Annotated in this window: 25 protein-coding genes and 1 tRNA gene; 12 read left to right on the plus strand and 14 right to left on the minus strand. The window is 32.2% G+C overall.

Annotated elements, in window-relative coordinates; all coding sequences use genetic code 11:
- The first annotated feature begins 18 nt into the window (after nucleotides 1-18).
- Nucleotides 19-651, plus strand: coding sequence for a rhomboid family intramembrane serine protease (locus FHG05_RS09610; protein ID WP_140997803.1), 633 nt, complete (start codon nucleotides 19-21; stop codon nucleotides 649-651).
- 39 nt (nucleotides 652-690) lie between these two features.
- On the plus strand, nucleotides 691-1,386 hold the full coding sequence (locus FHG05_RS09615; RefSeq protein ID WP_140997804.1) for an SIMPL domain-containing protein: 696 nt from the start codon (nucleotides 691-693) through the stop codon (nucleotides 1,384-1,386).
- A gap of 53 nt (nucleotides 1,387-1,439) precedes the next feature.
- Here FHG05_RS09615 and FHG05_RS09620 read toward each other — a convergent pair.
- The 5 genes from FHG05_RS09620 to FHG05_RS09640 all read right to left on the minus strand — a co-directional run bounded on the left by FHG05_RS09620 (nucleotide 1,440) and on the right by FHG05_RS09640 (nucleotide 5,941).
- Nucleotides 1,440-1,520, minus strand: a tRNA-Tyr gene (locus FHG05_RS09620).
- Nucleotides 1,521-1,687: 167 nt separating this feature from the next.
- Nucleotides 1,688-2,929 (minus strand): TlpA disulfide reductase family protein, encoded by a 1,242-nt coding sequence (locus tag FHG05_RS09625; RefSeq protein WP_140997805.1) that lies wholly within the window; start codon nucleotides 2,927-2,929, stop codon nucleotides 1,688-1,690.
- Between the two features lie 123 nt (nucleotides 2,930-3,052).
- Nucleotides 3,053-4,462, minus strand: a complete 1,410-nt coding sequence (locus FHG05_RS09630) for an MBL fold metallo-hydrolase (RefSeq protein WP_140997806.1) — start codon at nucleotides 4,460-4,462, stop codon at nucleotides 3,053-3,055.
- Nucleotides 4,463-4,523: 61 nt separating this feature from the next.
- On the minus strand, nucleotides 4,524-5,309 hold the full coding sequence (locus tag FHG05_RS09635) for a sulfite exporter TauE/SafE family protein (protein ID WP_140997807.1): 786 nt from the start codon (nucleotides 5,307-5,309) through the stop codon (nucleotides 4,524-4,526).
- The gene (locus FHG05_RS09640; RefSeq protein WP_140997808.1) at nucleotides 5,309-5,941 is read right to left on the minus strand and encodes a Crp/Fnr family transcriptional regulator; all 633 of its coding nucleotides are present in this window, start codon (nucleotides 5,939-5,941) and stop codon (nucleotides 5,309-5,311) included. The genes FHG05_RS09635 and FHG05_RS09640 overlap by 1 nt, the downstream gene beginning before the upstream one ends.
- 73 nt (nucleotides 5,942-6,014) lie before the next feature.
- Between FHG05_RS09640 and FHG05_RS09645 the strand changes: the two genes are divergently transcribed.
- From FHG05_RS09645 to FHG05_RS09665, 6 genes are all read left to right on the plus strand, one after another.
- Nucleotides 6,015-6,560, plus strand: coding sequence for a hypothetical protein (locus FHG05_RS09645; protein ID WP_140997809.1), 546 nt, complete (start codon nucleotides 6,015-6,017; stop codon nucleotides 6,558-6,560).
- Nucleotides 6,560-6,727 carry a hypothetical protein gene (locus FHG05_RS18400; RefSeq protein WP_157504229.1) on the plus strand — a complete coding sequence of 56 codons (168 nt, stop codon included), beginning with the start codon at nucleotides 6,560-6,562 and terminating at the stop codon, nucleotides 6,725-6,727. The genes FHG05_RS09645 and FHG05_RS18400 overlap by 1 nt, the downstream gene beginning before the upstream one ends.
- Nucleotides 6,696-6,917, plus strand: a complete 222-nt coding sequence (locus tag FHG05_RS09650) for a hypothetical protein (protein WP_140997810.1) — start codon at nucleotides 6,696-6,698, stop codon at nucleotides 6,915-6,917. Before FHG05_RS18400 ends, FHG05_RS09650 begins: the two co-directional genes overlap by 32 nt.
- A 106-nt stretch (nucleotides 6,918-7,023) precedes the next feature.
- Nucleotides 7,024-8,145 (plus strand): vWA domain-containing protein, encoded by a 1,122-nt coding sequence (locus FHG05_RS09655; protein ID WP_140997811.1) that lies wholly within the window; start codon nucleotides 7,024-7,026, stop codon nucleotides 8,143-8,145.
- Between the two features lie 83 nt (nucleotides 8,146-8,228).
- Nucleotides 8,229-8,705, plus strand: coding sequence for a hypothetical protein (locus FHG05_RS09660; RefSeq protein ID WP_140997812.1), 477 nt, complete (start codon nucleotides 8,229-8,231; stop codon nucleotides 8,703-8,705).
- A gap of 28 nt (nucleotides 8,706-8,733) precedes the next feature.
- Nucleotides 8,734-10,197, plus strand: a complete 1,464-nt coding sequence (locus FHG05_RS09665; RefSeq protein ID WP_140997813.1) for a sigma 54-interacting transcriptional regulator — start codon at nucleotides 8,734-8,736, stop codon at nucleotides 10,195-10,197.
- 73 nt (nucleotides 10,198-10,270) lie between these two features.
- Here FHG05_RS09665 and FHG05_RS09670 read toward each other — a convergent pair whose 3' ends face one another.
- Nucleotides 10,271-11,107, minus strand: coding sequence for a hypothetical protein (locus FHG05_RS09670; RefSeq protein WP_140997814.1), 837 nt, complete (start codon nucleotides 11,105-11,107; stop codon nucleotides 10,271-10,273).
- Nucleotides 11,108-11,264: 157 nt separating this feature from the next.
- Between FHG05_RS09670 and FHG05_RS09675 the strand changes: the two genes are divergently transcribed.
- On the plus strand, nucleotides 11,265-12,872 hold the full coding sequence (locus tag FHG05_RS09675; protein WP_140997815.1) for a class I SAM-dependent methyltransferase: 1,608 nt from the start codon (nucleotides 11,265-11,267) through the stop codon (nucleotides 12,870-12,872).
- 2 nt (nucleotides 12,873-12,874) lie between these two features.
- Nucleotides 12,875-13,249 carry a YchJ family protein gene (locus tag FHG05_RS09680; RefSeq protein WP_140997816.1) on the plus strand — a complete coding sequence of 125 codons (375 nt, stop codon included), beginning with the start codon at nucleotides 12,875-12,877 and terminating at the stop codon, nucleotides 13,247-13,249.
- Here the strand turns inward: FHG05_RS09680 and FHG05_RS09685 are convergent.
- From FHG05_RS09685 to FHG05_RS09710, 6 genes are all read right to left on the minus strand, one after another.
- Nucleotides 13,246-14,292, minus strand: coding sequence for a D-alanine--D-alanine ligase (locus FHG05_RS09685; protein WP_140997817.1), 1,047 nt, complete (start codon nucleotides 14,290-14,292; stop codon nucleotides 13,246-13,248). The genes FHG05_RS09680 and FHG05_RS09685 overlap by 4 nt on opposite strands.
- Complete coding sequence (locus tag FHG05_RS09690; protein WP_140997818.1) at nucleotides 14,264-14,965, minus strand: NRDE family protein; 702 nt, start codon at nucleotides 14,963-14,965, stop codon at nucleotides 14,264-14,266. The genes FHG05_RS09685 and FHG05_RS09690 overlap by 29 nt, the downstream gene beginning before the upstream one ends.
- The gene (locus FHG05_RS09695) at nucleotides 14,953-15,441 is read right to left on the minus strand and encodes a DinB family protein (protein WP_140997819.1); all 489 of its coding nucleotides are present in this window, start codon (nucleotides 15,439-15,441) and stop codon (nucleotides 14,953-14,955) included. Before FHG05_RS09695 ends, FHG05_RS09690 begins: the two co-directional genes overlap by 13 nt.
- 16 nt (nucleotides 15,442-15,457) lie before the next feature.
- Nucleotides 15,458-15,856 (minus strand): peptide-methionine (R)-S-oxide reductase MsrB, encoded by a 399-nt coding sequence (gene msrB, locus FHG05_RS09700; protein ID WP_232338076.1) that lies wholly within the window; start codon nucleotides 15,854-15,856, stop codon nucleotides 15,458-15,460.
- Between the two features lie 148 nt (nucleotides 15,857-16,004).
- On the minus strand, nucleotides 16,005-16,457 hold the full coding sequence (locus tag FHG05_RS09705; RefSeq protein ID WP_140997821.1) for a YHS domain-containing (seleno)protein: 453 nt from the start codon (nucleotides 16,455-16,457) through the stop codon (nucleotides 16,005-16,007).
- A 77-nt stretch (nucleotides 16,458-16,534) separates the two neighbouring features.
- Nucleotides 16,535-16,978: a DUF4268 domain-containing protein gene (locus FHG05_RS09710; protein ID WP_140997822.1), complete on the minus strand. Its 444-nt coding sequence runs from the start codon at nucleotides 16,976-16,978 to the stop codon at nucleotides 16,535-16,537.
- A gap of 67 nt (nucleotides 16,979-17,045) precedes the next feature.
- On the opposite strand from FHG05_RS09710, the gene FHG05_RS09715 reads away from it, so the two are divergent.
- Together FHG05_RS09715 and FHG05_RS09720 are read left to right on the plus strand one after the other, a co-directional pair.
- The gene (locus FHG05_RS09715) at nucleotides 17,046-17,693 is read left to right on the plus strand and encodes an NUDIX hydrolase (protein WP_140997823.1); all 648 of its coding nucleotides are present in this window, start codon (nucleotides 17,046-17,048) and stop codon (nucleotides 17,691-17,693) included.
- A gap of 90 nt (nucleotides 17,694-17,783) precedes the next feature.
- Nucleotides 17,784-18,587, plus strand: coding sequence for a lysophospholipid acyltransferase family protein (locus tag FHG05_RS09720; RefSeq protein ID WP_140997824.1), 804 nt, complete (start codon nucleotides 17,784-17,786; stop codon nucleotides 18,585-18,587).
- A gap of 201 nt (nucleotides 18,588-18,788) precedes the next feature.
- Here FHG05_RS09720 and FHG05_RS09725 read toward each other — a convergent pair whose 3' ends face one another.
- Nucleotides 18,789-20,354, minus strand: a complete 1,566-nt coding sequence (locus FHG05_RS09725) for a hypothetical protein (protein ID WP_140997825.1) — start codon at nucleotides 20,352-20,354, stop codon at nucleotides 18,789-18,791.
- Nucleotides 20,355-20,533: 179 nt separating this feature from the next.
- Entirely contained in the window at nucleotides 20,534-20,950 is a 417-nt protein-coding gene (locus FHG05_RS09730; RefSeq protein WP_140997826.1) for an SseB family protein, read from the minus strand.
- Nucleotide 20,951: the final 1 nt, after the last annotated feature.

The following is a 20,951-nucleotide window of genomic DNA, read 5'->3' on the forward strand; positions in this document are numbered from 1 at the left end:
TACAGAAAATAAAAAATAATGGATATACTCTTACTTGTTATCATGGGGATAACCGCTTTAGTAAGCTTTAAAGGTTTTAATGATTATGATTTTTTTAGAAAATATGAATTTCATGTAGGTAGGATTAGAGCAGGAGAGCAATTAAGAATGATTACTTCTGGATTTCTACATCTTGATTTTGCTCATTTGATATTCAATATGCTTACCTTGTACTTTTTTGCACCTATTGTAATTGATAGATTGGGGAATATTTATTTCCTCTATATTTATTTTGGAAGTATGGTAGCAGGGAGCTTGCTTACATTGTATATGCATAAAAATGATTATTCCTATCGAGCTATTGGTGCTTCAGGAGCGGTAATGGGGGTTATTTATGCTTCAATTTTATTAGATATTAATCAAGAAATGAAATTTTATGGTTTTATTCCTAGTTATATTTTTGGAATAGTTTATTTGTTATATTCTATTTATGGAATGAAAGCCAAAAAGGATAATATTGGTCACACAGCTCATTTTGGAGGTGCTATAGGAGGGTATTTAATTACTTTAATTAGGGAACCTTCTCTTTTTGAAACAAATACAAAAAATGTTGTATTGTTAATGATTCCCATCATTATTTTATTCTACATGAATAAGACAAATAAACTTTAATTTGGCATGTCTTTTGAATAAACAAATAAAAAAAATAATATGAAAAAAGCAATTTTAACACTACTATTAGTAGGTACGACTATGATGAATCAAGCACAAGAAAACAAATTAACACCTATTTCGCAAGTAACTGTATCTGGTGAAGGAAAAATAAAAGTAACTCCTGATGAAGCTGTAATAACTGTTGGAGTAGAGTATACGGGTACGGATGCAAAGGAAGTAAAGAAAAAGAATGACGAAACTGTGGATTTAGTACTTAAAACTATTAAATCTAAAGGAATTCCAGCTTCGGATTTTCAAACACAGCAAGTTTCTTTGTATAAGAATTATGATTATCAAACCAAAAAGAACAATTATGTTGTTAGTCAAACGATTAAAATTCACTTGAAAGATCTTTCTAAATATGAAAGTGTAATGATGGATTTAGTGAATAGTGGAATTAATCAAATACAAGGTGTGGAGTTTAAATCTTCTAAAATGAAGCAGTTTGAAACAGAAGCTAGAAAAAAGGCAGTTATGGATGCTAAAATGAAAGCAGAAGATTATGTAAGTGTTTTAAACCAAAAAATTGGTAAAGCAATTTCAATTTCTGATACAACAGCACCAAGTTATCCACAGCCCATGTATCGTAATGTTATGGCTAAAGGATTAGAAATGGATGCGGCTAATGAGACATTGGCTATTGGAGAAATTGAAATTAATGCCAATGTGACCATAAGTTTTATATTGGAATAAAAACTGAATAGTATAAAATAAAAAAAGCATCAAGAAATTGATGCTTTTTTTTGTGGGGAGAGCAGGATTCGAACCTGCGAAGGTTTCCCAGCAGATTTACAGTCTGCCCTCGTTGGCCGCTTGAGTATCTCCCCAGCCTGTCGCTATTTTGACTTAGCGATGGCAAATATACTATTGTTTTTTATATTCGCAAACAAAAAAACAGCTATTTTTTTAATAATTTTATAACTATTTGTAAATGAAAAGTATAAAAAAATCTCCTTAGGGAGATTTTTTATAAATGTAATTTAAAAAGGTAGAATTATTTCTTTTCTACGTTGTTTTTTGAAGCTTTATCTTCAGTTATTATTTTCATTTCTTCTCTTTCAGCTGTATTTTTTTCTGTTTTTGTTGGAGCAGGAGGCATTTGTAAATGCAATAATTCATAAATTTTTGACCTTAATTCGTCTCCTCTTAAATCTTTTGCTACAATATTCCCTTTTTCATCTAAGATAAATGTAGCAGGAATACTTTTTACATTGTATTGTTCTGCAATTGGATCTTGCCAAAACTTTAAATTTGAAACATGATTCCAAACTAAACCATCATCGGCAATTGCTTTTTTCCAATTTTCAGCATTTTTATCTAAAGAAACTCCAATGATATTTAAACCTTTTTCATGTAATTCATTATATAGCGCTACAACATTAGGGTTTTCTTGACGGCAAGGTTTACACCATGAAGCCCAAAAATCAATAATAGTAACTTTTCCTAATGATTCTTTTAAAGATATTGTTTTTCCTTCTGGTGAAGGACCACTAAAATCAGGAGCAGTTTTACCTATTGTTATTGCAGTTGCTGCATCTAATGTTTTTTTAATATTCTTAACCGGTTTGGTTTCTGTTAAAGAAGGATCTAACTTTTCATAGTTTTCTTTTACTTCTTCAATAGTTAATGCATTACTTAACAGCATATTCTCTAATAATAATGCTGAAACATAGGCTTTAGGGTTAGACTTCACAAAATTCACATACGTTTCTTTCATGTTCTTTTGTGTCTCCTCTTGAATTACTTTAAACTCTTTCATCACTTGATTGATTACAACCGTATCTTGTGATGCTTGAGCAGCTTTCATTTTTTCGTCATTATCTTTCTTAAATTGGCTTATTTTTTCACCAACTTTACTCACTTTGTCATTAAATTCTTGAAATTTTTCGTTATTAAAAGTTCCACCAATTTTTGATTTTTGAATGCTATCTTTGTTGAATTCAATTTCAATTTTTCCTTCTTCAAAAATAAAAGGTAAGGTTTGCATGCCTTCTTCCAATTTAATAAATGCAATGTCCATACCTGTTACGTCACCTTTGAATACAAATTTGTTGTCGTTAACGATAGCGGTATCTTTAGGAATAGGTCTGCCAGTTTCGTCAACTGATTCTATAAATATTTTTTTACCATTCTCAATACCTTTCACCGTACCTGTAATTTCATATTGATTCTCTAATGCTTTATTACATGATACGAATGCAAAAGCGGTTGCTAGTAATACTAAAGTTTTCTTCATTTATAATTTTGTCATTTAATTTTAGGCAAATGTATTTAAATTAAAACACTCTAAATATAATTTGGAATTAAATTTTTCATAAAAAATGTCAGGTAATAGCCTGACATTTTTTATGAAAAATTGTTATTTTAAAGTGGACGGACATACATAATTCGTCAATGGTATTTCTGTATTCCTTATTCCAGCCATTCCTTTTTCTACATTAATCATGTTGTGATACCCGCGTGATTTCATAATGGAAGCCCAAATTACAGAGCGATACCCACCAGCACAATGTACATAAAAGGGTTCTTCTTTTGGGATTTCAGCTAGATGCTCATTAATAAAATCTAAAGGAATATTTTTTGCGTTTTCAACATGTTCCGCAGTAAATTCTCCAGGTTTTCTAGCATCAATAACTGTTGCATTGTCAAATTTTGAAGCAAACTCTTCTGGAGTTACTGAAGTAACAGTATCGGTTTCATAACCTGCTTTTTTCCAAGCTTCTAAACCACCCTCTAAATATCCAAGAGTATTATCAAAACCTACTCTAGAAAGTCGTGTAACCGTTTCTTCTTCTTTTCCTTCTGGAGTAATAAGTAAGATTGGTTGTTTAACGTCTCGAATTAAGGCACCCACCCAAGGAGCAAATTGGCCATGTAAACCAATAAAAATAGAATTTGGAACATGCTCCTTTATAAAATCATACTCATTTCTTACATCTAAAATTACGGCTTCTGTTTGATTCGCAATAGTTTCAAATTCTTTTGGAGTCAGCGGTTTATTCGCTTTTTCTTTTACTTGATCAAGACTTTCATACCCTTCAATATTCATCATTACATTTTGAGGGAAATAGGCTGGCGGTGGTAATAAACCCTCTAACAATTCCTGCTTAAATTCTTCTAATGTCATATCTACTCTTAGAGCATAGTTGGTCTTTTTTTGGTTCCCCAAAGTGTCCGTAGTTTCTTTACTCATATTTTTACCACAAGCACTTCCTGCTCCATGATTTGGATACACAATCAAATCATCGCTTAATGGCATAATTTTGTTTCTCAATGAATTAAAAAGATATTCAGCCAATTTTTCTTGTGTCAAATCAGCTACTAATTTTTGAGCTAAATCGGGTCTACCTACGTCTCCAATAAATAAAGTATCACCCGTAATAATTCCATGTGCTTTACCATTTTCATCAGAAACCAAATAACACGTGCTTTCTAACGTGTGACCAGGTGTGTGAATCGCTTTAATGGTGTAATTACCAATGGTGAATTCTTGATTATCTGCTGCAATTATAGCTTCAAAATTAGGTTTAGCTGTTGGCCCGTAAACGATTTTTGCACCTGTTTTTTCAGCTAAATCTAAATGGCCTGAAACAAAATCGGCATGAAAGTGTGTCTCGAAAATGTATTTGATAGTAGCACCGTCTTTTTTGGCTCTTTCTAGGTAAGGTTCTACTTCGCGTAAAGGATCGAAAATGGCAGCTTCGCCATTATTTTCAATATAATATGCTGCATGAGCAATACATCCTGTATATATTTGTTCAATTTTCATGATATATTCAATTTATTGTGACAAATTTACAAATAATAAATGGTAAAGGTTGTAACCTGAGTTACATTAATTCTTTAAAAGCAATTACAAATGCCATCACTAATACAAAGTAGGCAAAACCTTTTTTAAGTTGTGTTTCATTAATGTATTTGCTAATAGAAGTACCTGTAAAGATTCCTATCATAGAAATAAAAGTAAAAGGAATTAGGAAGTTCCAATGAATATCGATTTGTTTTAAATCGCCTAAAAATCCAATCAACGAATTCATAGCAATAATGAACATAGAAGTACCTACTGCTTTTTTCATGGGTAATTTCGCGATGATTAGCAAAGATGGTATAATTAAAAATCCTCCTCCAGCACCTACTAAACCGATAATTACACCAATGCTTAAATTCTGAATGATGATTTTTTTGTAATCGTGCTTTTCTGTAACCTCTTTTAAATTGACTTTAGTTTTTCGAATCATAGACAAAGCGGCAAATAGCATTATTAAAGCAAATAAAAGCATTAGAAAGGTATCTTTACTTAATACCGTTTCCCCATAATGAAAAATGACACTAGGAATATTAGGAACAATGTATTTTCGGGTAACAAATACACCTATAAAGGATGGAATCGCAAAAATAATTCCGGTTTGAATAGCAACTAATTGTTTTCTGTAATTTATATAAGCTCCAAAAGCGGAAGAAGTTCCTACTACAAATAAAGAATAGGCAGCACTTACCACTGGATTATATCCCATCACATATACTAATAAGGGAACAGTTAGTATCGATCCACCGCCGCCTGTTAATCCAATAACTATTCCTATAAAAAATGCGCCTAAATATCCAAAAAACTCCATTATAGTGCTACAATTTCAATTTTGTTTCTGTTTAATTTAATTTTTCCTTGCAATTCTAAACTTTTTAATAATCGAGATATGACTACACGAGAAGTATGCATATCATAGGCAATTTGCTGATGTGTATTATTAATTTCGGTATTCCCTATGACTTTGGCTTTGTCGGTTAAATATTTATACAAACGTTCGTCCAAATTCATAAAGGCAAGCGTGTCAATTGCTTCAAGCATTTCGTTTAAGCGAATCGTATAGCTTTCAAAAACAAAATTTCGCCATGTTTTATATTTTGTCAACCATTCTTCCATTTTTTCAACAGGAATCATAAATAAAGCACCATCGTTTTCTGCAATAGCCCTAATTTTACTTTTCGACTTTCCCATACAACAGGTTAAAGTCATGGCACAAGTATCACCACGTTCTAAAAAATAAAGCAGCAATTCATCTCCATTTTCATCTTCCCTTAAAATTTTAATAGCGCCTTCTAAAAGTAAGGGCATGGATTTAATATAATCGCCAATTTCAATTAAATAATCGTCTGCCTTAAATTCTTTATAGGTTGCCACTTTTTCAATTTCATGAAGCAATTCTTCTTCAAAAATATACCCGTAAGCTTGTTCTAAAATTTCTTTCATTTCAGATTTTTTGTAAAGATACATTTTATATTAAATTGAAGTATGTTACATTTGTTACATAAACTAATAATCCTTGAAAACGTTTTACAATCAATACAATTTTCACAAACATACCTTCTGTGAGTTTCAAGAAGTAACCGATAATGAAATTGCTTCTTTGTCACCAAGTTATAAAAGTAAATCAGGAAGTAGTTATTTTTTTACAGAAAAAGGAGTGTTTCGGGTTTCGAATCATTGGGGAAGAGCCGCAAATTGTAGATGGCGTTTGAAAAGTGAAGCTGCTAAGGTTAATAATAGGAATGGGAGAATTGGGTATGCACTTTGGACCGATTTTTATCCTAATAATGATAAAGATAAATTGTTTTATATTGAAATCAATTGGCAAACTAAGGAAGTTACCTTTCAACATAAAAACAATCCGAATTATACCTCAAATTTAATTGTCAGAGACGCATTGGCTACAGCCAAAAGAATACAACAAGTGAAAGAAGTTTTGACAGAACAAAATTGGGCAAAGCATCTTCGCTTTGAAGATTTGGAAATTTTACGGAGAGCAGTAGCAGCACAATTATTGGAAACCAATGCAACTTTTATTCAAATCAAACAAAATTATCTGTAATGGGAAGAAGAAATGAAACCAATCGGAAAGCACATAAAAAGAAAGCCGACGATAAAAAAAACAGAGATAAAGAAGCCAAAAATGCTCTAAAAGAAAAAAAGAAAGCTATTTTAATGAAATTCAATCAAGATAAAAATGAGTCAGGACCAACTCCAATTTCTTCATAAAGAAGTACAAAATATCATCGATGCTATGGCGGTAAAAGAATATAAAACAGCCAATAATAAATTAGTTATCATTACTGAAATGGTTGATGAATTAATTGATACTACTGCTGATGATGCACTATTAATCGAATTTAGTAAATATCAAATTGTACTGCAACATTTACAAAAGAAACTCAATCAATCGGAATAAAAAAAGCATACTTACTGTAAAGAATCTCCTTTTTAACTCCACTTCTTTAACTAAAAATTAATAAACGTTATTTCAAGAAGTATATCAGATTAAGTATCTTTATACTATGAAAAGTAATGTAAATGTAAGTGGGTTTCAGTTTACCAAATATGAAGCTCCTTTCCAAACCCCATTCGATAAACTGTTTCCTATTTTTAAGGAATTGATTACGCATACTTCAGGTGATTTTGACGAAGCCATCGATTGGATGCGTCAATTAGATGAGGAATACCAATTAACTACTCCAGAATATACAATTGACGATTTTATTGACGATTTAAAGAAAAAAGGTTACATCAGAGAAGAAGTGAAACCAGATGGTTCTGGAGGTATAGCTATTACTGCAAAAACGGAAAGAGCCATACGGCAACATGCCTTGGAACAAATCTTCGGAAATTTGAATAAAGCAGGTTCGGGAAATCATAAAACCAAGCAATCAGGAAAAGGGGATGAGCATACAGGAGACTTAAGAGCATTTCAGTTTGGAGATTCCGTAGAGCAAATCTCGTTAACCGAAAGTCTTAAAAATGCTCAAGTTAATAATGGTATAGGCGAATTCAAACTAACCGAACAAGATTTAGTCGTCGAAGATACGCATCATAAGTCACAAATGAGTACGGTATTAATGATTGATATTTCACATAGTATGATACTTTATGGTGAAGATCGCATTACGCCTGCTAAAAAAGTAGCAATGGCTTTGGCCGAACTTATCACAACGCGTTACCCAAAAGATACTTTAGATATTTTAGTTTTTGGGAATGATGCTTGGACCATTCAAATTAAAGATTTGCCTTATTTACAAGTAGGACCTTATCATACCAATACCGTTGCAGGTCTGCAATTGGCTATGGATATTTTACGAAGAAAAAGGAATACCAACAAGCAAATTTTCATGATTACAGATGGTAAACCCAGTTGTGTAAGAGAAAAAAATGGCGAATACTACATGAATAGTAACGGTTTGGATCAATATATAGTAGAAAAATGCTACAATCAAGCGGCTCAAGCTCGAAAATTACACATTCCGATTACTACTTTTATGATTGCCAGAGATCCTTACTTGCAAAAATTTGTCAATTATTTTACAGAAGCCAACCAAGGGAAAGCCTTTTATACAGGTTTAAAAGGATTAGGCGAAATGATTTTTGAAGATTATGAAACCAATAGAAAGAAGCGAATTCGTTGATATAAGAATTAGTAATTAAATGTTAGTTAACAGTTATCCGTTGTCAGTTCGAGCGCAGTCGAGAACATTTTTAAATTTAATAGATGGATTTAGAAAATATAAAGCTTGATTTTTATGAAGGCTTTGAAGGAGAAGATGAAATACGATTGTATGCTAATTCAAAGGATGTATTCTTTAAACCGAATAGGAAAACAAATTTATATGGAGATTTTATTGAAATTCAATTGAAACAAAATGAAAATGGAATTGTCTTTTTTAGTATATGGGATGGTTATTTTTTACCAATAATTAGTGAAATACTTTCCAATATTGAAAATGATGTCTTGCCTCAATTTATTATTAATTATAAAACAGTTGAAGGTTGGGTTTGGAATAATGAACCAGAATTAATTGTAAAGGATGAAATGAATTGGTTTATAGAAAAAATACAAAGTACTATATTGAATAAAGATGATAACTTTAAAAATAAATTTTGGAATATTGAAAGTATTACAAACTTGCATTTATACTTGCAATTTGTAAAAGAAAAAGATTTAGAATTAAGAATTTCAAAGGAATAATAGTAAAATATAAGCTATAAAATTATATATGAAAGAAATAAAAACAGTAGGCGAATTAAAAAAGACGGGGTACCAATCTATAACCATAAAAGACGAATTACGCAAAAACCTTCGTGCTAAAATTAAAGCAGGTGAAACAACTTTTGAAGGGATTTATGGTTATGAAAATACGGTAATTCCAGAATTGGAACGCGCCATCTTGTCGAAGCATAATATTAACTTATTAGGGCTTCGGGGTCAAGCCAAAACCAGATTAGCACGCAAAATGGTAGAATTATTAGACGAATATATTCCTGTAGTTGCGGGTTCAGAAATAAACGATGATCCTTTACAACCTATTTCTCGTTATGCCAAAGAGCTACTTGCAGAAAAAGGAGATGACACTCCGATTACGTGGCTGCATCGTAGTGAACGTTTCTATGAAAAATTAGCGACACCAGATGTAACGGTAGCCGATTTAATAGGTGATGTAGATCCCATAAAAGCGGCCAATTTAAAATTGAATTATGCAGACGAACGTGTGATTCATTTTGGAATGATTCCAAGAGCACATCGTTGTATTTTTGTGATTAATGAATTGCCCGATTTACAAGCCCGTATTCAAGTTGCTTTATTTAATATTTTACAAGAAGGTGACATTCAAATTAGAGGTTTTAAATTGCGCTTGCCTGTAGACGTTCAATTTATTTTTACAGCCAATCCAGAAGATTATACGAATAGAGGTAGCATCGTAACGCCTTTAAAAGATAGAATTGGTTCTCAAATTTTAACACATTATCCTGAAACCATTGATATTGCAAAAAGTATCACCGCACAAGAAGCAAAATTTGATGCAGATCAAAAAGAACTGGTGTTTGTTCCTGAATTAGCGAAAGAACTTTTAGAACAAATTGTTTTTGAAGCCCGAGATAGTGAATTTGTAGATAGTAAAAGTGGTGTTTCAGCTCGTTTAAGTATTACGGCTTATGAAAATTTAATGGCAACTGCAGAGCGTAGAGCGTTACTAGCAGGAGAAGAAAAAACTACCGTTCGTTTATCTGATTTTATGGGAATCATTCCTGCGATAACCGGAAAAGTGGAACTCGTTTATGAAGGAGAACAAGAAGGTGCCGCTACAGTGGCACAATATCTTATTGGTGATGCGGTTAAAACGCTGTTTCCAAATTACTTTCCAAAGATTGAAAAATTAGAAAAACCAAATGAGAAAAATGCGTATTCCGATATTTTAGAATGGTTTTTTAATGAAAGTGGTTTTGAGTTATTTGATAATGTAACCAACTCAGATTACCAAAAGACTTTAGATAGTATAACACCTTTGCAAGAATTTATCGCACAATACCAACCTGACTTCCCTAAAGAAGAGCACTACTTTTTAAAAGAATTTTTACTTTGGGGATTAGTTGAGCATGAAAAATTAACTAAAAACCGTTTCAGTAAAGGCTATCAGTATAAAGATTTGTACAGCAATTACATTCAAAAGTTTAAAAACTAATTTTAGTTCTTAAAACTCAATAGGAAAGACGCTATTTCTCAAAAACTTGTAGAGAAATAGCGTTTTTTTTATATCAATTGTTTGAAGCAGTAGTAAAGAAAGATTTCATTTTTGAGATAATGCCTTGTAGTATCGTAAAAATGCCATCAGAAGAAAACCCACCTATCAAAGCAAGTACACTTTTATTAATAAGGTTTATTTTGTCTGGATTATCTGTATATAACGACAATACTTCAGAAGACATCAATCCCGAAATTAAGCCTAAAATGATAAGCGCAATATAATAAATGGTATCTTCTGGAACGAGTGTACCTTGTTTAACAGAGGTACTCACACTCTTTAAAAGATAAAAAACAACACCTAAACCCGAAACAGAAGCTAAAAAGCCCAAATTCACTAATAATGAGGTGCCATGATTACTCAATACACCTTCGTCTAGAGAGTCATTATTCACTAAGGGTGATAAACCACTGATAATAAAGGTTAGTAAAAAAAAGAGCGCTAAAAAAATTAAGTTTCGAACTAAGGGTAATTTACTTAAAAACGATTTGTCTTTTTCTTTTTCATACAATTTTTTAGAATAGGCTATCGATTTTGGAGTAGCGGGAGCAATATTTTTGGCTAATAGATTATGTGCATTAATTAAATCATCTACACTGCTATTTTGTATTAAACTATTGATTTCGGTATTAATTATAATGCCATTATAACTGGCAAATGAAAGCATGTTATTAATTTCTGTACTCAATTCATCAATTACTTTTTTAGAAATTCCTGGTTTAGGAGTCGAACTCTCATGAGTGGAAGGAACTACTGTTGGAATGGTTGGATTTTCAACTGACGCTGGATTTGTAACTGTGTCTGTTGGTTCAGTAGGAGTAGGTGTTGTAGGATTTGTTGTCGTGTCCATAAATGTATTTTTAGCCATTTGATAGTAAAATTACTGCATTCATATATGATAAAAACGAGTAGAAATACCTGATTTTATAAATAAAATTTAAAAAATGTATCATAAAAGTAATTATTGTATATATTTTTCTAAATTTGAGAAACAACAAAAACAAATCATGATCGAAAAAAAAGAGTACCGTCAGAAGATCTTCCAACATCTAGACGGTTTAGTTACTGCACCTGTGGCTATTGCCTTGCACAAAAAAAACATTACTGCCTATATTTTAGAACATAAAAAAGTTGGTCTTACCGAACTTTCTCAAACTTTTCAAGCAAATGAAGGCTATTTAAATATTGCTTTACGCACCTTAGCATCTCAAGGATTTTTAGAATATGAAGTAAATAATGTTGAAAATACAGTTACAGTTCAAATCAATGAAAAATCGGCCTATGCCTTTTCATTGTTTCCTTTGTATCAAGATGTGGTAAGTTTACTTAATGAAACCCAACTTTTTACTTCGGTACGCATTGCAACTAATTTTATTACGCAGTTAGAAGTTATCTTTTCTAAATATCAGCAAAATTTTGCGATTCAGTTTTCCAATGATCCTCAAGAAAAGGCTTTACAAGAACAAGTTTTAGCACATATTGAAGGATATTTGGTGGGGCCAATTGTAGTTAGTTTGGGAATGACAGGAATGTTTCATAAGTATTTTATGGAGACTTCGTTTCGAGCGGAAGAGTTTCATAGAGAACCTGAAGTATTTAAAGTTATTCTCGACTTTTTTACACATTTGAATTGGTTTACCGAAAAAAATGGCAATTATCAATTTACGGAAACGGGTTTGTTTTTTGCTAAAAGAGCTACAGCTTATGGAGTAACAGTTTCTTATTTACCTATGTTTAAAAATATGGAATCCTTATTATTTGGTAACCCCAATGCACTCCGTGATATTGGTGCTCACGAAGATGAAATTCATGTAAATAGAGAAATGAATGTATGGGGAAGTGGTGGTGCTCATGCAACCTATTTTAAAGTAATTGACGATATTATCATTGAAATCTTCAATAAACCGATTAACGAACAACCAAAAGGAATTTTGGATATGGGGTGTGGTAATGGTGCTTTTTTGCAACATATTTTTGAAGTGATTGAAAGACAAACGCTTCGTGGCAAACTTTTGGAAGAACATCCACTATTTTTAGTAGGAGCCGATTACAACCAAGCAGCTTTAAAAGTAACAAGAGCGAATTTAATTAAAGCCGATATTTGGGCAAAAGTAATTTGGGGTGATATCGGTAGACCTGATTTGTTAGCAAAAGATTTAGAAGAAAATTATGCTATCGATTTAAAAGATTTACTCAATGTACGTACGTTTTTAGATCATAACCGAATTTGGGAAGAACCAGAAACGATTAAAGAAGGTAGAAACAGTATTTCTACAGGAGCTTTTGCGCATCGTGGCAAACGTATTCCAAACAACAGCGTAGAAGATAACTTATTGCAACATTTGAAAAAATGGGCACCTTATGTACATAAATACGGTTTGTTAATTATCGAGTTGCATACCATTGCCCCTCAATTAACTGCTCAAAATCTGGGGAAAACGGCTGCAACTGCTTACGATGCAACTCACGGTTTTTCAGACCAATTCATAGTAGAAATTGATGTGTTACACAATGTAGCTGCTGAAGCTAATTTATTCCCTGATCCAGCTTATTTTAAAAAGTTCCCAGACACGGCTTATGCAACAGTAAGTATCAATTTATTAAAAGGAAATTAAAAATGAAATCTTGTTATTGCTGTTCGGGAAAAGCTTTTGAAACCTGTTGTGAGCCTTTTATTAAAGGAACCAATATTCCCGTTTTTCCTGAACAGCTCATGCGTTCGAGATACACCGCTTATGTATTGCATCTAGCGGACTATTTAATAGAAACAACTGCAGTTTCTCAAAGAAAGTATTATTCGAAAAAGGAAATTTTGTCTTGGGCCAAAGCCAATACTTGGATAAAACTAGAAATTAGTATAGCCTATGATACTATCGTGGAGTTTAAAGCGTATTATTTAGACAACCGATTGCAAGCGCAAATACATCACGAAAAATCGACTTTTGAACAAGTGAATGGGAAATGGTATTATGTGGATGGCGAATTTTATTAAAATTTTAAAATGACATCATAATATTCATGATGTTTTTTAAACTCTTTTATACCTTCTTTAAACGTCAAATAGGGATTGTTGTAATGCTCGTTGTTTATTTTACTAATTTCATACATATAATGAAAATGACGTGTCAATTCTTTCCATCCATAGAATAAAGAATGTTTGGGATCATAAATATGTGTAGGTTCACTTAAAGCACCATTAATTTCAACAATTTCAAAGTTTTCTCCTTTTTCTAATTGGGCGTAACTTTCAAACATAATGTCCATTCGTCCAAAATAAAAACCATCAATTTCTGAACAAATTTGATTAAAGGTTTCTATCAATTGCGGTGTAATATAATGGCTCGCATCAATAAATTTAGAACCTCTACAATGATTGCCATAAGGAACTAAATTCAACTGTTCTCCAAGAGCCAAAACCTGATTCATTTTTTCTTGTAATTCCTGTTTTAAAACGGGAATTTGAAAAGCATATCGCGGATTTTGAAGCAATAACTCTTCAATAGTATGTTGGCCGTTTCCTGTAACGATTAAAAACTCTTTTTCAACTATACCTGTAATAGTTCCTTTTTCTTGATTGGGGTAACGCACATAAAACAAACCAATTTCCTTTTTATAAGGAATTAGATTTTGGATTAAATAATTAAAATTAGCTCTTTTATGATAGGCTTCTAAGGCCTCTAGAGTATCAATTTTTTTTACGGCTGTACCACGTAAACCTACATCTGGTTTGGCAATCATAGGGAAAACAATTGCAGCTTGATGGCATTTATCAGTAACAGAATCTAGAGGTTCTTGGGCGTTTATAAGAACTGTTTTGGGATAATATTGTTGAGGTATAAGATCGTAAATCTCTTTTTTAGATTCCATTAAAAAACCGCCATTACGTATCGTTGGATTTGAAGCATTAAAATAAAAAAAAGAACGCGTTCTGGCTACATAATACAAATACTGAAAATAGATGGGTAAATACACCACCTGATAAGGCCAATATTCCCAATGGGTAATTTTATGTAAGGCTAGCTGTATGCGTTTCATGGTGAATTAAATCAATGTAGTTCATTTCTAAATTTTGTCCGTAGGTGTGTACTTGAGTAATACTTACTGTTTTCAGTAAGTCATTACGATTAATCTGTAAGCCAAATTCGGTATTGTCTGATTGTGTAAATTGATGAAAAGCCAATAATTTTTCGGCATCCAATTGTTTACTATGCGCTAAAAATTGGGTAAACCAATGTGCTCTTTCTGCTCTAATCTCTTTAGAATACAAAGTAGAAGAGGACCAAATATACGATTGATGAATATCCAAAACTTGTGTTTTTTTGGTTACTTCGTCCCATTGTAACTCGTACAAATTCCCTAATTCGTATAACACTATAGTAAAAGGTTCGATACCTTCTAAAGAAATGGTTTCCCATGCTGAAATTACATGATCAGTAGCCATTAAATCTAAAACAATTAAACCTCTACTTTTTCGATAATGGGTTTTCGGGATGTGTTTTTCGGCTGCACCATTGAGTAAGACCAAAGTAGCGGTTGCAGATTGGGCAAACCAAGTTCCACCCGCTTTTTGATCTTTAGGAAAAGTAAGGGGCTTTCCATTTATGAAATATTCTTGAGGCGGTAAAGCTTTAGGTCTGGCTGTTTGTTCGTCTCTATTTGAAGTAATACAAAAACCAGAAGCTAAAGGAACGTAGGTTACTGTGCACATTGTGATTTATATTCAATAGTCGATTTAGCAATTCCAAAGTTTTCAGGTAAAATAACTTCCTTGTATTTTAAGACAGCTACTTTAATTAAAGCTTGATGATGAATGCTGTGTTCCAAATTGTATAGTAATTCTCTAAAATAATTGGTTTGTACTCTAAAATTAGCTTCTTGCAAACCATCTTCCAGAAACAACTCTTTGTTGGGTAAAGTGATGGTTTCTAAAATAGATGCAATAGCTAATTTAGCTTCTTCAATAGAATTTTGGATGGCTAAATTGCGTTTTCTTTTATCATAATTTATAGTACCGAATTCATAATCAGCAATCAAACATTGATACAATTCAATAATATGACGAATGTGTTCTCCAATAGTGGCTTCGCTTAATTCGGGATTACAATAAGTATATTTTTGATTATCTAATTGATCCAGTAAAGTAATAATTTCTAAAAAATTTCTCTGAATAGCAGGTACAAGCATATAGTATTAGAATAAATTATTTATTAGGAATAAACTTTATGGAAACAGAATTGGTACAATAGCGTTGCCCAGTAGTTTCTTTTGGACCATCATCAAATACATGACCTAAATGACCTCCACATTTGGCGCACATTACTTCTGTGCGAATCATACCAAAACTGGTGTCTTTTTCATAAATAACAGAACCGGGAATTGCTTGGTCAAAAGAAGGCCAACCACAATGTGATTCATATTTGGTATCGGAAGTAAATAATACATTTTCACAGGCTGCGCAAACATAGGTACCTTTTTCAAAATGATCCCAATATTCACCAGTATAAGGACGTTCGGTTCCTTTTTTTCTTAAAACTTCATATTCTTGATCGGAAAGTTGGGCTTTCCATTCGGATTCTGTTTTTTTAATTTGGGGTTCCATAACTTTTTTAGTTTGAGTGAATGAGTGCTGCAACGAAAACAAAAATAATAAAATAAAAATCTTTTTCATATTCGTATAAAATTTGGTAAATACTGCCTAAATTTTGTTAAATATACATTATAATCTTAAAAAATAAATACAAGTAGTTTTATTTTTTGCCTAGGGTTTGCCAATTTTTATCAGCATTAGGCAATAAAGTAGCTTCCTCTTTATTCCATAATTTTAAGGTATTGGTCAAATACTTATTGTAAAATAAGTAAAGTTTATGATTGATAATCTTAAAAGTTTTTGGATCTACTTCAACATATTCGCCACTTTTGCCAATAGCATAGGCACACCAACCTCCATACTGCGGTTTGTATTGCGAACTGTTTTTTTCAAAAGCTTCTTTATTTTTCTGTGAACTAAAATAATAGGTGGCACCATGATCTGTTGCTTGGTACATGGAGTTACCTTTAACTGCTTTATTTTCGGTAAAATAAGCTACTAAGTCATAACCTTCTACCGCTACATGTTCTTTGTTTAGATTTATCTTTTGCTGTTGTGCAACTAGTTGTAAGCTCGTAAGTAATAAACAAATGAATATGATTCCTTTTTTCATATGAGTTCTCTTTAAATTCTAGACAAATGTAGAATGTCTAAGCGAATAGTAATGTCAGCTAGTTAACACTTTTGGATTTAGGTATTAATTTCTAAGTCTTTTAAATAATCTTCATATTCATAAAAGAAACGTTCAAAAGCATCCATTTTTTCATAGAAGAAATCAAATGTATCCTCCCAAGTAGCTTTATTGTTGCTACTAACACCTGTTTTTTCAACCCAAATGCGACTCACTTCTTTCCCGTTTTCTAAATAGTAGTGCTGTTCAAAAATAGCATCTTCTAAAAAATCCTCTATAAGAATGGCTTTTAAAGAATATACCTTTTCATAATAAATCGTTCTTTTGTCATCATCTTTGGGCTCAATTTCCAATAAAACCTGTGCTTTTTTATTGTCAATATGAAATTTAAAGCTAAAGTCTTTAATCTTAGTATTATACAAAAGCCATTTTCTAGGATAGGCTTCTGCAAAAGCGGTCCAAAACATTTTTTTTAAGTGTAAGGCTTCTTCTTTACTATACATTCTTTGTGAATTTTGTATTTAAATTAAAAAAAATAAAGTAACTTTATAAGTCGTAATAAAAACAAATATGTTATTTCAGGACTTTATAAAATACATTCCAAAAATAGAAAAAGAAAAGTTGTTAGCCGCAGATGCACATGCAAAAATGGCTCCATTAGAGCGTATTTCTTTTTTAAAGGAGTTGAATTATGAAAATAGAAATCCTAGGGAAGCAGCTGTATTAATGTTGTTTTACCCCAAAAATGGTATTACACATTTAGCATTAATTGTTAGAAATACCTATCCTGGTGTGCATTCTTCGCAAATTGGTTTTCCAGGTGGGAAAGTAGAATTAGTAGACAAAGATTTAGCGGATACTGCTTTAAGAGAAACCCACGAGGAAGTTGGAATACCACCTCATAAAATTCAAATTATTAAACCTTTTAGTAAGGTATACATACCTCCAAGTAATTTTTTAGTGTCTCCTTTTATGGGTATTTCACATGAAGAATTAACTTTTATTCCCGATCATGATGAGGTTAAGAATGTATTAGAATTTCCCTTATTTTCCTTTTTAGACGAGAAGTCAATTACGAATGTAAAAATGACAACTTCCTACGCAACAGATATTGAAGTACCTGCATTTATGGTAGAAAAATATGTGGTTTGGGGAGCTACTGCTATGATGATGAGTGAGTTAAAAGAAGCTGTAAAAAATGCCATCAACAACGAATAGCATTTTTTTAAGTTTTCTTAATTTTTTAATATAAAAAAGATAGGTTTTATTACATTTGTAGCCCTATTTTTATTTTAAATCTACTAACATATGGGATTATTTAAAAGAAATCCTTTTGGACATATTTTATTTTTAAAAAAATGGTTAATCCGAATTGCAGGAAGTTTTACCCATAAACGCTATAGAGGTTTCAACAGCCTTCAAATTGAGGGTTCTGAAATTATCAGAGCTTTACCCGATACCAATGTGTTATTCATCTCCAATCATCAAACGTATTTTGCCGATGTAGTTGCTATGTTTCATGTATTTAATGCAGCCTTAAAAGGTAGAGAAGACAACATCAAAAATGTAGGATATTTATGGAACCCAAAACTAAACATGTATTATGTAGCGGCCAAAGAAACCATGCAAGCAGGTTTACTACCTAAAATTTTAGCCTACGCAGGAGCAATTACGGTAGAAAGAACCTGGCGTGCAGAAGGCAAAGATGTAAAAAGAGACGTCAATCCAAACGATACTGAAAATATTAAAATAGCCTTAGCAGATGGTTGGGTAGTAACCTTTCCGCAAGGGACTACTAGATCCTTTAAACCCGTTCGTAAAGGTACCGCACATATTATTTTACAACACAAACCTATCGTAGTTCCTATTGTAATTGATGGTTTTCGTAGATCATTTGATCGTAAAGGATTGCGTATAAAGAAAAAGGGAATTTTACAATCTTTTGTAATTAAACCTCCTTTAGATATCGATTATGAAAATGATACGGTTGAAAGTGTAGTGGAAAAGATTGAATATGCGATTGAACAACATCCTTCTTTCTTAAAAGTAATTCCTGCTGAGGAATTAGAAGAACAAGCTAGATTAGATAAAGAAAGAATGTGGCGTTACTAATTGCTAGTTTTTAGAAATCCAATTAAATTGTATGTAAATCAAAAGGTTACCAATTCTTTTCAAATGGCATAAAAAAAGATATGCTAAAAAGAAGAGAGTAATCGGCTCGACTTTCTAGCATATACAAACAAAAAACAAACAAAACTATAAAACAACTAGCGTTACTTATAGTTGTTTTATAACGTAGGTTTTTTCAAATTATTATTTCTTTTCAGAAGTAATTGTTCCACTTTGTTTTTTCCAAGCCAAAATATCACTATAAACATGACTTATAGAGTTTGGATTATTGGTTGGAGTTTTATAATTGGAGTGGCAAGCAAAACAAGAACCACCTGAAGCATATGCAGTTCCATTTTGTGCATAGGTCTCCATAGTAGAATTCGCTAACTGACTCGTTCCAATAGCAACACCACTTCCAGTATTATTTGGATTTGTAGCAGAATAACTAACACCTGTTGGAGGTAAACCACTGTCTGTCCAAGTAGAACCAATTAAATAATAGTTTTTACGAACATCATTTCCAGGTAATTGATTGAATACCGAATTGTTTATAGAAATGACTTGACTATTGGAAGCCGCAGCAGTAGCATTCTCCGGATTAGGAACTCCTACATTGGCAACACCCCAAGGTTTTGTTTTTGTAGTATTACTTGGACTAATGGTATTGTTTACTGGTGCAGTTTTAAAATTAGCATAAATACTATCTGCATTAAATTTCATATGTGAAATATTAATGTTCACCGTATCCTTAGGATTTGAATTTAAAACCCAATTTCCTGAAGTGTCTGCCGCAACTTTTTGTACTTGATTGTTTTTATCGATATAACTGTAACTTAAAGAAGGAGCATTGTTTTGGTGTTCAAAAGTTGACCAAATCATTTCTGGATGTCCAGCTGCACTACCTACAATATGTACGCCTAATAACGCTAACTTTGTTTTTACCGATTTATTTAAAATCGTCCATTTGGTAGGAGTCTTTTCATATGTTGGAATATAAGCATCAATCACTACATAATTCGCTAATTCTGTTTCAGAAATCGTACTGGCTTCCACCCAAGACGTTTTAATTTCCATAGCTAAAGCATTTGCATCGGGTAATTTAATCCCTTTTGTAGTCGCATAATTTACAATGCTGTCTAATTCCGCTTGTGTAGTTGGAAATTGCTTTCCACCCATTTTTCCTTCGCTTACAGCCGATAAAAATTCAGCATATACATCGTTAACCATCGTAATATAATACACCATAGCACTATCTTTAGACATTAAAGCATCACCAGTTGCCTGACCTTCTTCACTGTCATTGTGGTTGTTCACACTTTTTTCAATAGTAGGCATAGCACTTAATATCATTCCTGGCGTATGCGGAATTAATTTTCTTTCGTTTCTATCAAAAGAGGTTGAAACGGTATAAAATACTGGAGATTCAAATACTCTTTTACCAGATACTTTTGTTGGAGAAGTAATCCATAAAAACATTTGTTGCGACCATTTGTAAAAATCACAATTGTTTTGATGGGTAAAAGTCACACTGTTTGCAGCATTTACCATTCCGTTTTCAGTGGCTTTACCAGATTCAAACCACGAATTAAAGCTAGTAGAATCAACAACACAAGAAGGTAACACATCTTGTGGTAATGGAGATGTCATTACAACTAATTCTTCTTCTCCTTCAATAGGAGTTTCTTGATCTTCTTTCGGCTTACAAGAAACGCACAGGCTAATCCCTAGTAGGATTATCCAACTCAATTGGGTAACTGTTTTTTTCATTCTGTTTATTTGTTAGATTATATGGATGGTCAAAAATACGGTTTTTATGTTCCACCCATATACGTAAAAATACCTGTTTTTTTTCAAATTTTGTAAGATTAAGACGAAAAAAAACAAGGTTAACAAAATGGTAACAAACGAAAAAAATAAAAAGTGTTTCTTTCTTTTTGTAAGAAAAGTTAAATACTTCTACCTAATACAAACATGGTATCTTGATTGCTATCTATAATAATTTTACTAATACCATTTTCCATAGCAATGTCTAAAACATCACGTGCCGGAATAGATACAAAAGGTTTCATGTCTTTGGCCCAAGTCATCAAAGTTTGTTGCGATGTAAAAGCTCCTAAAACCATTTGGTTCTCTACCTCAAAAACAGAAGTAAACGTCATTTGAGTGCCTTTTTCAACAGTACTCCAACCGTTTTCATCTTTGTTTTCACCGCGTACAGGTTCAGTTGTAGGAATTACTAAAAAAGCATTTTCGCCTTGTAATTCATTAAAAACAGACATAAAGGTTTCCTCGTTTTGGTTGCCTTGGAAAGCTTTAATCTTTTTCAGCAAGTTGGTATTATCAGGTGTAAATGTATCCGACATG

Source organism: Flavobacterium profundi, assembly GCF_006491645.1.
GTDB lineage: Bacteria > Bacteroidota > Bacteroidia > Flavobacteriales > Flavobacteriaceae > Flavobacterium > Flavobacterium profundi.

Excerpts from the sequence above, each read along its gene's own strand:
- FHG05_RS09610 (WP_140997803.1), top strand. The coding sequence starts at position 19 with ATGGATATACTCTTACTTGTTATCATGGGGATAACCGCTTTAGTAAGC.
- FHG05_RS09615 (WP_140997804.1), top strand. The coding sequence starts at position 691 with ATGAAAAAAGCAATTTTAACACTACTATTAGTAGGTACGACTATGATG.
- FHG05_RS09625 (WP_140997805.1), bottom strand. The coding sequence starts at position 2,929 with ATGAAGAAAACTTTAGTATTACTAGCAACCGCTTTTGCATTCGTATCA.
- FHG05_RS09630 (WP_140997806.1), bottom strand. The coding sequence starts at position 4,462 with ATGAAAATTGAACAAATATATACAGGATGTATTGCTCATGCAGCATAT.
- FHG05_RS09635 (WP_140997807.1), bottom strand. The coding sequence starts at position 5,309 with ATGGAGTTTTTTGGATATTTAGGCGCATTTTTTATAGGAATAGTTATT.
- FHG05_RS09640 (WP_140997808.1), bottom strand. The coding sequence starts at position 5,941 with ATGAAAGAAATTTTAGAACAAGCTTACGGGTATATTTTTGAAGAAGAA.
- FHG05_RS18400 (WP_157504229.1), top strand. The coding sequence starts at position 6,560 with ATGGGAAGAAGAAATGAAACCAATCGGAAAGCACATAAAAAGAAAGCC.
- FHG05_RS09650 (WP_140997810.1), top strand. The coding sequence starts at position 6,696 with ATGAGTCAGGACCAACTCCAATTTCTTCATAAAGAAGTACAAAATATC.
- FHG05_RS09655 (WP_140997811.1), top strand. The coding sequence starts at position 7,024 with ATGAAAAGTAATGTAAATGTAAGTGGGTTTCAGTTTACCAAATATGAA.
- FHG05_RS09660 (WP_140997812.1), top strand. The coding sequence starts at position 8,229 with ATGGATTTAGAAAATATAAAGCTTGATTTTTATGAAGGCTTTGAAGGA.
- FHG05_RS09665 (WP_140997813.1), top strand. The coding sequence starts at position 8,734 with ATGAAAGAAATAAAAACAGTAGGCGAATTAAAAAAGACGGGGTACCAA.
- FHG05_RS09670 (WP_140997814.1), bottom strand. The coding sequence starts at position 11,107 with ATGGACACGACAACAAATCCTACAACACCTACTCCTACTGAACCAACA.
- FHG05_RS09675 (WP_140997815.1), top strand. The coding sequence starts at position 11,265 with ATGATCGAAAAAAAAGAGTACCGTCAGAAGATCTTCCAACATCTAGAC.
- FHG05_RS09680 (WP_140997816.1), top strand. The coding sequence starts at position 12,875 with ATGAAATCTTGTTATTGCTGTTCGGGAAAAGCTTTTGAAACCTGTTGT.
- FHG05_RS09685 (WP_140997817.1), bottom strand. The coding sequence starts at position 14,292 with ATGAAACGCATACAGCTAGCCTTACATAAAATTACCCATTGGGAATAT.
- FHG05_RS09690 (WP_140997818.1), bottom strand. The coding sequence starts at position 14,965 with ATGTGCACAGTAACCTACGTTCCTTTAGCTTCTGGTTTTTGTATTACT.
- FHG05_RS09695 (WP_140997819.1), bottom strand. The coding sequence starts at position 15,441 with ATGCTTGTACCTGCTATTCAGAGAAATTTTTTAGAAATTATTACTTTA.
- msrB (WP_232338076.1), bottom strand. The coding sequence starts at position 15,856 with ATGGAACCCCAAATTAAAAAAACAGAATCCGAATGGAAAGCCCAACTT.
- FHG05_RS09705 (WP_140997821.1), bottom strand. The coding sequence starts at position 16,457 with ATGAAAAAAGGAATCATATTCATTTGTTTATTACTTACGAGCTTACAA.
- FHG05_RS09710 (WP_140997822.1), bottom strand. The coding sequence starts at position 16,978 with ATGTATAGTAAAGAAGAAGCCTTACACTTAAAAAAAATGTTTTGGACC.
- FHG05_RS09715 (WP_140997823.1), top strand. The coding sequence starts at position 17,046 with ATGTTATTTCAGGACTTTATAAAATACATTCCAAAAATAGAAAAAGAA.
- FHG05_RS09720 (WP_140997824.1), top strand. The coding sequence starts at position 17,784 with ATGGGATTATTTAAAAGAAATCCTTTTGGACATATTTTATTTTTAAAA.
- FHG05_RS09725 (WP_140997825.1), bottom strand. The coding sequence starts at position 20,354 with ATGAAAAAAACAGTTACCCAATTGAGTTGGATAATCCTACTAGGGATT.
- FHG05_RS09730 (WP_140997826.1), bottom strand. The coding sequence starts at position 20,950 with ATGTCGGATACATTTACACCTGATAATACCAACTTGCTGAAAAAGATT.